Source organism: Bradyrhizobium sp. 521_C7_N1_3 (assembly GCF_052075975.1).
Lineage (GTDB): Bacteria > Pseudomonadota > Alphaproteobacteria > Rhizobiales > Xanthobacteraceae > Bradyrhizobium > Bradyrhizobium japonicum.
In genome coordinates this window covers 136,817-149,099 of the sequence record NZ_CP197232.1, presented here as the reverse complement: position 1 = coordinate 149,099, position 12,283 = coordinate 136,817, and the positions used below count along the sequence as shown (strand labels likewise).

The 12,283-nt window shown below is 65.6% G+C and carries 9 protein-coding genes; all 9 read left to right on the top strand.

The window, feature by feature from the left end:
• Positions 1-52 precede the first annotated feature (52 nt).
• The gene (locus tag AB7008_RS00635) at positions 53-667 is read left to right on the top strand and encodes a ribonuclease D (protein ID WP_028155462.1); all 615 of its coding nucleotides are present in this window, start codon (positions 53-55) and stop codon (positions 665-667) included.
• Positions 668-812: 145 nt separating this feature from the next.
• Complete coding sequence (gene lptC, locus AB7008_RS00630; protein WP_028155461.1) at positions 813-1,544, top strand: LPS export ABC transporter periplasmic protein LptC; 732 nt, start codon at positions 813-815, stop codon at positions 1,542-1,544.
• Positions 1,545-1,549: 5 nt separating this feature from the next.
• Positions 1,550-2,269: an LptA/OstA family protein gene (locus AB7008_RS00625; protein WP_304492201.1), complete on the top strand. Its 720-nt coding sequence runs from the start codon at positions 1,550-1,552 to the stop codon at positions 2,267-2,269.
• A 246-nt stretch (positions 2,270-2,515) separates the two neighbouring features.
• Entirely contained in the window at positions 2,516-3,526 is a 1,011-nt protein-coding gene (gene lptB / locus AB7008_RS00620; RefSeq protein ID WP_248880721.1) for an LPS export ABC transporter ATP-binding protein, read from the top strand.
• Positions 3,527-3,616: 90 nt separating this feature from the next.
• Positions 3,617-5,230: an RNA polymerase factor sigma-54 gene (rpoN, locus tag AB7008_RS00615; RefSeq protein ID WP_028155459.1), complete on the top strand. Its 1,614-nt coding sequence runs from the start codon at positions 3,617-3,619 to the stop codon at positions 5,228-5,230.
• Positions 5,231-5,314: 84 nt separating this feature from the next.
• The gene (hpf, locus tag AB7008_RS00610; protein ID WP_028155458.1) at positions 5,315-5,914 is read left to right on the top strand and encodes a ribosome hibernation-promoting factor, HPF/YfiA family; all 600 of its coding nucleotides are present in this window, start codon (positions 5,315-5,317) and stop codon (positions 5,912-5,914) included.
• A 221-nt stretch (positions 5,915-6,135) separates the two neighbouring features.
• On the top strand, positions 6,136-6,597 hold the full coding sequence (gene ptsN / locus AB7008_RS00605; protein ID WP_008141251.1) for a PTS IIA-like nitrogen regulatory protein PtsN: 462 nt from the start codon (positions 6,136-6,138) through the stop codon (positions 6,595-6,597).
• A gap of 274 nt (positions 6,598-6,871) precedes the next feature.
• Entirely contained in the window at positions 6,872-8,608 is a 1,737-nt protein-coding gene (locus AB7008_RS00600; RefSeq protein WP_304492200.1) for a ShlB/FhaC/HecB family hemolysin secretion/activation protein, read from the top strand.
• A gap of 19 nt (positions 8,609-8,627) precedes the next feature.
• The gene (locus tag AB7008_RS00595; protein ID WP_441258259.1) at positions 8,628-12,140 is read left to right on the top strand and encodes a two-partner secretion domain-containing protein; all 3,513 of its coding nucleotides are present in this window, start codon (positions 8,628-8,630) and stop codon (positions 12,138-12,140) included.
• The last annotated feature ends 143 nt before the right edge of the window (positions 12,141-12,283 follow it).

Sequence of the window (12,283 nt, the reverse complement as noted above, 5' to 3'; positions counted from 1 at the left end):
CCGATTAGCCTATGATGCCGACCGACCAATTCGATTGAGGTTTTGAAACGCCATGACCGTACGCCTGCATCGCGGCGACCTGCCCGACCTGTCCCGCTACACCGGAGCGGTGGCGATCGACACCGAGACCATGGGGCTGAACCCGCACCGCGACCGGCTCTGCGTGGTGCAGCTCTCGCCCGGCGACGGCAGCGCCGACGTGGTGCAGATCCCCAAGGGCCACACCGACGCGCCGAACCTGAAGGCCCTGCTGGCCAATCCCGGGATCACGAAAATCTTCCATTTCGCGCGGTTCGACGTCGCGGTGCTGTACGAGACGTTCGGCGTCATGACCGGCCCGATTTATTGCACCAAGATTGCCTCCCGCCTGACCCGCACCTACACCGACCGCCACGGCCTGAAAGACCTCGTGCGCGAGGTGCTCAATGTCGACCTCTCCAAGCAGCAGCAGTCCAGCGACTGGGGTTCCGACAGCCTGACCGAGCCGCAGCTCGCCTACGCCGCCTCCGACGTGCTGCACCTTCATGCCCTGCGCGAGCGGCTCGACGCCATGCTGGTGCGGGAAGGCCGCACCGCGCTGGCAAAAGCCTGTTTCGACTTCCTGCCGACCCGCGCCCTGCTCGACCTCCAGGGCTGGGCGGAAGAGGACATTTTCGCGCATTCCTGAGGCCTCCGGCCGCTGTTAGCTTAGGGCTGCCGCCCCGTTTCGGACACTTTCGTGCGGCCTGTCGCAGGCTGCATGTTCAGGCGGCGCCGGATACAATGGCGTGCGCCCTCAACCGGACGAGACGAGCGACACCTCGGGAGCTCAGGTGAATTCGGCCCAGAATCCAACCTACGACGCCGCGCTTGCGGCGAAGTTTGCCAGCGCGGCGCGCCACAGCCGCCTGGTGCGGATTCTGCGCATTGCCGTGCCGGCGACGGTGGCAGCATCCCTGGCCGCGATCGTCGCGGTCTCGACCTTCCTCAATCCGTTCCAGATCCCGATAAAACTCGACTCCGGAAATCTCGTGGTGACGGGCACCAAGATCACGATGGAATCGCCGCATCTGGCGGGCTTCACGCCGGACCAGCGGCCCTACGAGCTCTGGGCCAAGACCGCGACGCAGGACATCACCGATCCCGATCATGTCGATCTCAACGATTTGCGCGCGAAGGTGCTGATGGAAGACAAATCGACTTTGCTGCTCGATGCCCGCACCGGCCGCTTCGACAACAAGCAGCAGCAGCTCGACCTGCGCAAGGATATCTTCCTGCGCACCTCGACCGGCTACGAGGCACGGCTGAACTCGGCCTTCGTCGACATGGGCAAGGGAACGGTCTCCTCGGATGAGCATGTCGACGTCAAGCTGACCAACGGCACGCTGACCGCCGACCGGCTGCGGATCACGGAAGGCGGTGAGGTCATCCGCTTCGAGGGCAATGTGGTGATGCATCTGGACAAGCTGGATGACCCCGCCGTTGCCCAGCCTGCGGCGGCCGAGCAGCCCGCGCCGCCTGTAAAGACACGCACGCCTCAGAACAAGTCTGCCAATTCGAAGTGATTTTCATGATGGGATTCTTCTCGCGCAACGAAGACAAGCGGTGCGCCATTCTCGGTGCGGCCGCGCTCGCCGCCACTGTCGCGCTGGTCGCAACCGGTGCGGCCGTCGCGCAGAGCACGATGCAAGGCGTGCCCAACGCGATGCAGGGCTTTTCGCAAAACCGCGATCAGCCGATCCAGATCGAAGCGGCCTCGCTCGAGATGCGCGACAAGAAGAAGGAGGCGACCTTCTCCGGCAATGTGAAGGTCATCCAGGGCGACACCACCATGACCTCGAAGACGCTCGTGGTGTTTTACGATTCGGGCGGCGGCGACAAGCCGGCCGCGCCGCAGCCCGCACCTGCGAAAGGGGCGAAGGCGGCCCCGATGCAGTCGGCGACGCCGGGTCCGGGCGGCAGTTCCTCGATCAAGCGGCTGGAGGCGCGCGGCAATGTCGTCGTCACCCAGAAGGACCAGGTGGTGACGGGCGAGACCGCCGTGTTCGACACCAAGACCAACCTCATCACCATGCTCGGCGGCGTCGTCCTCACGCAGTGCAAGAACGTGCTGCGCGGCGACCGTCTGGCAGTCGACATGACCACGGGCGTCTCGCGGGTGGAATCCGACAGCGGCAGGGTGCAGGCATTGCTGCCGCAGGGCGGCAGCAATGATTGCGGATCGGGGAGCCCGGGCAAGCCCGCTGCGGCGCCGCCGATGCAATTGCCCGGCGCAGGCAAGCAAAAGTAAATTCCTGAAGTAACTTCAAGCGCTTGGGCCAGATTCTCCCGATCCGAGGTTGAAGCTTGCCCGGCGAGGCTGTATCTAGCGCGAAGGGCTTTCCAAGCGGGGTTCGCCGCTTTTCGGGCGTGTTTCACTGGGCATGAGACATTCCTTCACTCATGCTGCGCCGGCGAATCGCAAGGCCGGTGCGGCAGATCGCGGGATCACGCGCGGATCATCGCGCAGGATTGTCGTGAAAGGCTAGAAGGCGGGATGGTCGATCTCTTCAGCATGTTCCGTCGGCGCCCCGCCAAGCGCGGCCGGCCAGGATTTGCGCGCCAGGACATCACCGCCCTCGGTGACAGCGTCGGCGGTCTCGTGCCCAGCCCGGTGCGTGATGCATCGCCGATCGCCCGTGACCAGCCGATGCGCCCGCCCGACCATTTCCAGGCCGACTACCAGGCCGATTACCAGACCGAGCCGCCGCGTGCCCAGGCGGTGCATCCCGTGAGGGCCGCCAGCAGGTCCAACGGCGCCGGCGGGCCGCAGCTTCTGAAGCGGCCGGGCTTCCTGGCTGTGCATAGCGTGGAAAAGAGTTTCGGCAGCCGCCAGGTGGTGCGCGGCGTCAGCATCTATGTGCGCCGCGGCGAAGCGGTCGGCCTGCTCGGCCCGAACGGCGCCGGCAAGACCACCGTGTTCTACATGATCACCGGCCTTATCAAGCCCGATCGCGGTGCGATCGAGCTCGACGGCCACGACGTCACCAAGCTGCCGATGTATCAGCGCGCGCGGCTCGGCATCGGCTATCTGCCGCAGGAAGCCTCGATCTTTCGCGGCCTCACCGTCGAGCAGAACATCCGCGCGGTGCTCGAAGTGGTCGAGCCCTCGCGCAAGAAGCGCGAGCAGCAGCTCGATTCGCTGCTCGACGAATTCAACATCACGCGCTTGCGGAAATCGCCGTCGATCGCGCTGTCGGGCGGCGAGCGCCGCCGCGTCGAGATTGCGCGCGCGCTGGCGACGCGTCCGAACTACATGCTGCTCGACGAGCCTTTCGCGGGCATCGATCCGATCGCGGTCGGCGACATTCAGGACCTCGTCCGCCATCTCACCAACCGCGGCATCGGCGTGCTGATCACCGACCACAATGTGCGCGAGACACTAGGCCTGACCGATCGCGCCTATATCGTCTATGCCGGTGAAATCTTGACCGAGGGTAGCCCGGATGAGATCGTCGCCGATCCCGACGTTCGCCGGCTTTACCTTGGCGAGGAATTCCGCCTCTAGCCCTTTTTTCGCGTTCGTCAAGCCGTGTACATCGGGCCTGGACTAGGATAAGCAAAAATCGGACCAACTTTTGGGATCGGTTCTTGCTTCATGGCGCTCACGCAGAGATTAGAGTTCCGGCAATCGCAGTCGCTGGTCATGACGCCGCAGCTGATGCAGGCGATCAAGCTGCTGCAATTGTCCAATCTCGATCTCACGACCTTCGTGGAAGAGGAACTCGAGCGGAACCCCCTGCTGGAGCGGGCCAACGACGAGGCCCCCGCGGGTGAAGCCCCGGCCGAGACCGGCCAGTTCAGCGATTCCGACGGGGGGCACAACGACGAGCCGGGCGGCGGTCCGGGCGAGGCGTTCGAGCCAGGCCAGGAAGAATGGATGAGCAAGGATCTCGGCACCCGCGCCGAGATCGAGCAGACCCTGGATACGGGCCTGGACAACGTCTTCTCCGAGGAACCGGCCGAGGCCGCCGCGCGCAACGCCCAGGATGCGGCGCCGACCACCTATACCGAATGGGGCGGCGGTGCCTCCGGCGACGAGGACTACAATCTCGAAGCCTTCGTCGCCGCGGAAATCACGCTCGGCGACCATCTTGCCGAGCAGCTCTCGGTCGCCTTCACCGGCCCGGCGCAGCGCATGATCGGCCAGTACCTGATCGACCTCGTCGACGAGGCCGGCTATCTGCCGCCGGATCTCGGCCAGGCCGCCGAGCGCCTTGGCGCATCGCAAGCCGACGTCGAGGACGTCCTTGCCGTGCTGCAAAAATTCGATCCGCCCGGCGTCTGCGCGCGCAATTTGAGCGAATGCCTGGCGATCCAGCTCCGCGAACTCGACCGCTACGACCCGGCGATGCAGGCCCTCGTCGAGCACCTCGATCTGCTGGCGAAGCGCGACATCGCTTCGTTGCGCAAGCTCTGCGGCGTCGACGACGAGGACATCGCCGACATGATCGGCGAGATCCGCCGCCTCAATCCCAAGCCCGGCATGAAGTTCGGCTCGGCGCGGCTCCAGACCATGGTGCCCGACGTCTATGTCCGCCCGGGCCCGGATGGCGGCTGGCATGTCGAGCTCAACAGCGACACCTTGCCGCGCGTGCTGGTCAACCAGACCTATTATTCCGAGCTGTCGAAGAAGATCGGCAAGGACGGCGACAAGTCCTATTTCACCGACGCGCTCCAGAACGCGACCTGGCTGGTGCGCGCGCTCGATCAGCGCGCCCGCACCATCCTGAAAGTTGCAACGGAAATCGTGCGCCAGCAGGACGGCTTCTTCACCCACGGCGTGGCGCATCTGCGGCCGCTGAATCTGAAGGCCGTGGCCGACGCCATCCAGATGCATGAATCCACGGTGTCGCGCGTCACCGCCAACAAGTACATGGCGACAAATCGCGGCACATTCGAATTGAAATATTTCTTCACGGCCTCGATCGCCTCCGCCGACGGCGGCGAGGCGCATTCCGCCGAGGCCGTGCGCCACCACATCAAGCAGCTGATCGATTCGGAAGCGCCGGCGGCGATCCTGTCGGATGACACCATCGTGGAACGCTTACGCGCCTCGGGAATTGATATTGCCCGCCGCACGGTCGCGAAGTATCGCGAAGCCATGCGCATTCCCTCGTCGGTACAACGCCGCCGTGACAAGCAGAGCGCTCTTGGTAACGTCCTCTCCACCGCAATGCCCGATCGCTCCCGCAACACCGAGCCGGCCTGATTGCGCTGGCGCGAAATCGGGCTACTCTCGATCCCCCATCGAGACCGATCCAAGCTGGGCACTTAAAACCAAGCGAGGCATCACATGACCCTCAGAATCTCGGGAAAGAGCGTCAGCGTCGGCGACGCCCTGCGCGGCCGCGTGACCGATCGGACCGACGAGGTCCTGCGTAAATATTTCGACGGGAACTATTCCGGCCACATCACCCTGAGCAAGGATGGCTTCGGCTTCCGCACCGACTGTGCCCTGCATCTTGATACGGGAATTACGCTGGAGGCCGATTCGAACGCGCCGGATGCCTATGCCAGCGCCGACCAGGCGCTCCTGATGATCGAGAAGCGGCTCAAGCGCTACAAGAGCCGGCTCAAGGACCGCTCGGCCCGCAAGGCCCATGTCGCCTCCGCCGCTCTCGCCGCCCTCGATGCCACGAGCTATGTGCTGGAGGCGCCGGGCGAGGGCGAGGATGAGGAGGAAATCACCGGCTACAGTCCCGTCATCATCGCCGAGGCCACCACCTCGCTGAAGCAGCTGTCGGTGAGCGAGGCCGTGATGGAGCTGGACCTCAGCGGAGCGCCCTGCCTGGTATTCCAGCACGGCTCTAGCGGCCGGGTGAACATCATTTACCGCCGGGCCGACGGCAATGTCGGCTGGATCGACCCGCCGGGGGCCAAACCGGACGGTTAAGGGCCGGAACCGGCCCCCGTACCAACCGCAGCCCTTAACAATGAGCGGGGCAAAGCCGCACGCAGCAGTTGGCACCGGGATTGCGTTGGAGTAGAAGCGCCCCACATCAGGATCGGGGCTAAGTCCCCCTCCTGCTTCACCTTCTTGATGCCGGCCAGGCATGGTTTGACCAAGCTGGCCAATTCGGAACCTGACGGTTTAATTCACCTCGGAAACCTTCCATGCCGATTACCGATCTGGTCGCACCCGAGGCGATTCTCCCGGCATTGAAGGTCAACAGCAAGAAGCAGGCGCTGCAGGAGCTCGCGGCCAAGGCCGCCGAGCTGACCGGGCAGAACGAACGCTCCGTGTTCGAGGTGCTGCTGCAGCGTGAGAAGCTCGGCACCACCGCGGTCGGCTACGGCGTCGCCATTCCGCACGGCAAGCTGCCCAAGCTGGAAAAGATCTTCGGCCTGTTCGCGCGCCTCGATCGTCCGATCGATTTCGAGGCGATGGACGGCCAGCCCGTCGATCTCGTCTTCCTGCTGCTCGCCCCCGAAGGCGCCGGCGCCGATCACCTCAAGGCGCTGGCCCGCATCGCCCGCCTCCTGCGCGACCAGGATATCGCCAAGAAGCTCCGCGCCTCGCGCGACGCCCAGGCGATCTATTCGGTGCTGGCGCTGCCGCCCGCGACCGCGGCGTAACGTCGCCTCTCCTCGTCGCCCGCTGAGAAGCGGAATCGATCCACGCAATTGCCAATGCACGCCGGCCATCTCCGTGGCATGCGCGCGGGATGTCGTGATCGCGCAACAACCGACGAGATCATGCGAAAAAAATTCCCCGTTTGAGACGTCCGGCACATCGCGCCATGTCGGCGTCCGCTAAGGACGGCTAGGAACGCAAGTGGCGCTTGGATCGACGCGCCGTCCTGCGCTTTCGCTGATGTCGTTACCTATCGCCCGCAGTCGGGCCCATAGGATGAAAGTGGTTGGCGCGGTGCAGTGCAGGGCTATTGTGGCGGGGCTAGTCATAGCAGGTACCGCAGTCCCGGCCGTCGCGCAGGAAGCCGGATCGCTGCTCCGGGAGATGCAGCGGCAGCAGGAGTTGCAGCGGCAGGAAAGGCTGCCGGCCCCTGACGAGATTCGACCGTGGCAGGCGCCCGCGGCCATCCCCGACCGGGGCGAGCGCATCATCGTGAAGGGCGTTCGCTTCACCGGCAAGGTGGAACTGCTGCCACAGGCCGAGCGCGAGCAACTCGCTGCCTCGGTGCGCGGCAAGCGCCTCGGCATCAAAGGGCTCTATGCGTTGGCCGATCAGGTGACTGCCGTGCTCCAGGGCCGCGGCCGGTTGCTGGCGCGCGCGCTGCTGCCGCCTCAGGACATCACCAACGGCATCGTCACGATCGAGATCGCCGAGGGCGCGCTCAAGACCATCACGCTCGACCGCGCCAGGGGCGTGCGCGTGCGTGAGGACCCGTTGCGCGCGATCATCGAAGGTCGTCTCAAGCCGGACGGCGTGACGCGGCAGGATCTGGAAGACGCGCTGTTGCGGATGAACGACCTGCCTGGCGTGTCGGTGCATGCCAAGCTCGCGCCGGGCGATGCGCCGAACGCCAGCAAGCTCGTCGTCGGCGTCGCGCAGGTGCCCGTCGTCGGGGGCGGCCTCTGGGGCGACAATTACGGCAGCGCCAACGTCGGCAAGGCGCAGGGCAACGGGCTCATCTCGCTCACCGACGTGTCCGGCTACGGCGACCTGACGCGGCTTTCCGGCACGGTGTCGCAAGGGCAGGAGTTCGGCTCGCTGACGACGAGCGTGCCGCTCGGCGCCAGCGGCTTCATTGCCAATGCGAACTATAGCTATCTCGGCTACCACAACATCGACGCCATTGGCCGCGCCCTCGGCCTCACCGGTTTCGCTCATTTCGCCAATGCCGGCGTCGACTACAGCCTGATCCGCTCGCGCGATTTCAACCTCCAGCTCGGCGGCGCCGTGACCTGGAAGGCGCTGGTCGACGACAGCATCGTCGGAAAGCTTCAGGACAAGCGCTCGACCTCCGGCACGCTCAGCCTCAACGGCGACCGGCGCGACGCGCTGCTCGGCGGCGGCATCACCAACTGGTCGGTGAGCTGGACTTTTGGCGATCTCGATCTTTCGCGCCTGCCGGGCGCGCTCGCGGCGGACCAGGCCGGGCTCCGGACGCAAGGGCAGTTCAACCGGATCAATGCCGCGGTTGCCCGGCTTCAGGCCTTGCCCGGCGACTTCGCACTGTTCGGTCGCCTCTACGGGCAATGGGCCGACAAGAACCTCGATTCCTCGGAAGATTTTGCGCTGGGCGGCCCGTTCGGCGTGCGCGGCTATCCCGTGGGCGAGGCGCGCGGCGACATGGGCGTGCTCGGCACGCTCGAGCTCCGCTACAACGCGCCGCTGCCCGTGCGCTTCGGCGGCCTGCAACTCGCGAGCTTCCTGGACGGCGGCTACGTCAAGATCAACGTGTCGCCGAACGGCATCGCGCCGGTCACTGTCTGCGGCTGCAACGATTACGGGCTCGCCAGCGCCGGCCTCGCCGCGCGCTGGACGCGCGAATGGCTGAACGTCTCGGCGAGCTGGGCCCATACGCTGGGCGACAATCCCGGCCGTTCCATCATCACCGGCGCCAATGCCGATGGCGTCAAGGCCAACGATCAGTTCTGGCTGCAAGCCGGCATTCGCTTCTGATGTTTCGAGGGGGCACGCGATGACATCGACCCTGCCGCGGATGCGACTCGCAATCGCGCTGTCCGCGACCACGATGCTGACGCCGCCGGCGCTGGCGCAGACGCTGCCGACCGGCGGCCAGGTCGTGTCGGGACAGGCCACGATCAGTCAGTCCGGCAACGCCATGACGATCAACCAGTCGAGCGACCGGATGATCGCCAACTGGCAGAGTTTTTCGATCGGCGCCGGCAGCTCCGTGACCTTCAATCAGCCCGGCGCATCCTCGGTCGCGTTGAACCGCGTCGTCGGCCAGGACCCGTCAAGAATCCTCGGCAGCCTCAGCGCCAATGGCCAAGTATTCCTGATCAATCCGAACGGCATCGCCATCGGCAAGACCGGCAGCGTGCAGACCGGTGGCTTCGTCGCTTCCACGCTCGGCATCAGCAACGCTGATTTTCTGGCCGGCCGCTACAATTTCACCGGCAGCGGCGGCGCGATCACCAATGAGGGCAGCATCTCCGGCAAGGTGGTGGCGCTGATCTCGCCGAGCGTCAGCAATTCCGGCAGCATCACCGGCAGCACGGCGCTCGCCGCCGGCACCGACGTGCTGCTCGACTTCAACGGCGACGGCCTGCTCTCGGTCGAGGTCAAGGCCTCTACCGTCAAGACCCTGGTCGAGAACAAGGGATTGATCCGCGCCGATGGCGGGCTCGCCATCCTCACCGCCAGGGGCGCGAGCGACGCCATGAAGGGCGTCGTCAACAACACCGGCGTGGTGCAGGCCGCGAGCATCGGCAGCAGGAACGGCCGCATCCTTCTGCTCGGCGGTGCCAAGCACGGCGAGGTCAATGCCGGCGGCACGCTGCGGGCCCGCTCGGTCGAAACCTCCGCCGCCAAGGTCAATCTCGCCGCCGATCTGAAGGTCGATACGCTGGGCGGACGCTGGCTGATCGATCCCGTCAACATCACCATCGACGCGAACTACGCTGGCGTCTTGCAGACCGCGCTTGCGAGCGGCGACGTGACGGTGACGACCTCGGGCAGCGGCGCCGACGCGGGCAACGTCACGGTCAACTCCGCCGTCACCTGGGGCTCGCATATCCTGACGCTGCGGGCCGACAACAACATCGTCATCAATGCGCCGCTGACTTCGACCGGCACGACGAGCAGTGACGGCCTGGTCCTGCAATACGCACAGACCACGGCCACCGGTGGCTACACCATCAACGCACCGGTCAACCTGGCCGCTGGCAGCCTGTTCCAGACTCAGAAAGGAACTGATGCCGCCATCACCTATGCGGTGATCACCGACGTGAATGCCCTGCAGAACATCAACACCAACCGGTCCGGCAACTACGTGCTGGGCGCGAACATCGATGCCAGCGCCACGGCGGGCTGGAATGGTGGCGCCGGCTTCACACCGATCGGCGGCATCGGCGATATCAGCAGCTATTTTTCCGGCATTTTCGACGGGCTCGGTCACCACATCAGCAACCTGACCATCAACCGGCCGTCCAGCGATAACATCGGCCTGTTCGGCTACATCCATGGCGGGACCATCCGCAATGTCGGATTGGAAGGCGGCAGCGTGACGGGCAACAATGCCGTCGGCGGGCTGGTGGGGTCGAGCGGCCTCTGGGTCTACGGCGGCACGAGCAGCGTCGCTTACAACACCATCAGCAACGTTTACAACACGGGCAATGTGACCGGCAGCGGCGCCATGGTCGGCGGGCTGGTCGGCGACGCCTATATCACGACGATCAGCAACTCATATGCCACCGGCACGGTTGCGGGTTATGGCGCCGCCGGCGGGCTGGGAGGGCGCGTCGTCGCCTCGTCCGTCTCCAACTCGTATGCGACCGGCAACGTGTCCGCTGTCTGGGACGGCGCCGGCGGGCTGATCGGGTACAATATCGGCACGTGGATCGGACCGGGCCCGGCGGATTATGCCATCGGTACGGTGAGCCACTCTCATGCCACGGGTACGGTAACTGGCGGCGTCAATGTTGGTGGCTTGTTGGGTTACAGCAACATCGGTCTCGTCACCGACAGTTACGCCACTGGTAATGTCTCGGGCACAGGTTCTAATGGAGGCACAGGCACAGCTGCCGGCGGACTGGTGGGGTTCGCCTCGTACAGCCAGGTCGAGCGGTCTTACGCCACCGGCAACGTGTCCGGTGTCGATGCGGTCGGCGGGCTGGTGGGGGGCAACTGGTACGGCGGCACGGTAAGCCAATCTTACGCGACCGGCAACGTGTCCGGAACGAGGTCGGTCGGCGGGCTGGTCGGGCACAGCAATGAAGCCGTTTCAGTGCTCGATTCCTATGCCACGGGAGCGGTTTCAGGAAATTCCGAGGTCGGCGGGCTGGTGGGGGTGAATCAGGAAAGTCACGTGGGCCGGAGCTACTTCGCGGGCACCGTGTCGGGAACCAGCAATGTCGGCGCGATCGTGGGGATGAACTGGGATGGCGGCGACGTCACCCAAAGCTATGCGAACAGGGACACATCGGGGCAGAGCGCCGCCTGTGGCGCATCCTTCGGCGGCGGCATCTGCGATGGCGGCATGCTCACCACAGCACAGCTGCGCGATCCCTTCACCTTCATCAACAACGGCTTTGACTTCGTCGGCATCTGGGGCAAGTCCGTCAGCGGCGCCAACAACGGCATGCCGGTGCTGCGCGCGTTCGGCGACACCGTCTATGATGCCTATGTCAACGTCGCGGGCTCGGCCAGCACCACCTATGGCACGCTGGCCTCGCTCGGCGGATTGACGATGACCGGCGTGAACGCCAATCGCGTCACGCTCGGCTGGGGCAGCGCAGTCACCACCGCATTGGGCGCGGGCAGCTACAATCTCAGCGGCCCCGACGTTCTCAACGCGACCGGCTCGGGCGGCGCGGTCTATGTCGGCTCGGTCGCGGTCGGCCTCACCATCGACAGGGCGGCGCTCACCATCAGCGCCAACGCGTCCAAGACCTATGACGGCCTCGCCTTCTCCGGCGGCAGCGTCGCTTATTCCGGCTTCATGAATGGCGAGACTGCGTCCGTGCTGTCGGGCGCGCTCAGCTATGGCGGCACCGCGCAGGGCGCGGTGAATGCCGGCCGCTACAGCCTGACGGCGTCGGGCCTCTCCTCGGCCAACTATGTGATCACCTATGTCGACGGTTCGCTGACCGTCAACAAGGCGCCGCTCACCATTGCAGTCAACGGCGTCACGAAGATTTACGACGGCGTGCCGTTCTCCGGCGGCAGCGCGATCTATTCCGGCTTCGTGAACGGGGAGGGGATGTCCGCGCTATCCGGCACGCTCGTCTACGGCGGCTCGGCCCAGGGCACGCGTAATCCCGGGGTCTACAGCATCGCCGCCTCGGGGCTGACATCCGCGAACTACGACATCACCTATGTCGACGGCCGGCTCGCGATCATTCCGCGCGACGCGGGCGCCTGCTCGCTTGGGGCCGGCGGCAACCCGGTCTGCGGGGCCACTCCGCCCAATCCCGCCGCGCCCATCGGGCTGAACGACCAGGCGCCGATCGAGGTCGTGCTGCGGTAGAGCACCTGGCAGCGGCACAATCGCTGCACCTCGTGACGGCATTTGCGCCCACATGCTACGCCTGGTGAGACCGCAGAGGCGGCCCCCACGCGTTCGAACCGAAGCCCCGCCGTCCGCGACTTATTCTCGCAGCCGGGCGCTGT

Bases quoted from the DNA above. Each gene is read 5' to 3' on its own strand.
- AB7008_RS00635 (WP_028155462.1), top strand. From the start codon at position 53: ATGACCGTACGCCTGCATCGCGGCGACCTGCCCGACCTGTCCCGCTAC.
- AB7008_RS00625 (WP_304492201.1), top strand. From the start codon at position 1,550: ATGATGGGATTCTTCTCGCGCAACGAAGACAAGCGGTGCGCCATTCTC.
- lptB (WP_248880721.1), top strand. From the start codon at position 2,516: ATGGTCGATCTCTTCAGCATGTTCCGTCGGCGCCCCGCCAAGCGCGGC.
- rpoN (WP_028155459.1), top strand. From the start codon at position 3,617: ATGGCGCTCACGCAGAGATTAGAGTTCCGGCAATCGCAGTCGCTGGTC.
- hpf (WP_028155458.1), top strand. From the start codon at position 5,315: ATGACCCTCAGAATCTCGGGAAAGAGCGTCAGCGTCGGCGACGCCCTG.
- ptsN (WP_008141251.1), top strand. From the start codon at position 6,136: ATGCCGATTACCGATCTGGTCGCACCCGAGGCGATTCTCCCGGCATTG.
- AB7008_RS00600 (WP_304492200.1), top strand. From the start codon at position 6,872: ATGAAAGTGGTTGGCGCGGTGCAGTGCAGGGCTATTGTGGCGGGGCTA.
- AB7008_RS00595 (WP_441258259.1), top strand. From the start codon at position 8,628: ATGACATCGACCCTGCCGCGGATGCGACTCGCAATCGCGCTGTCCGCG.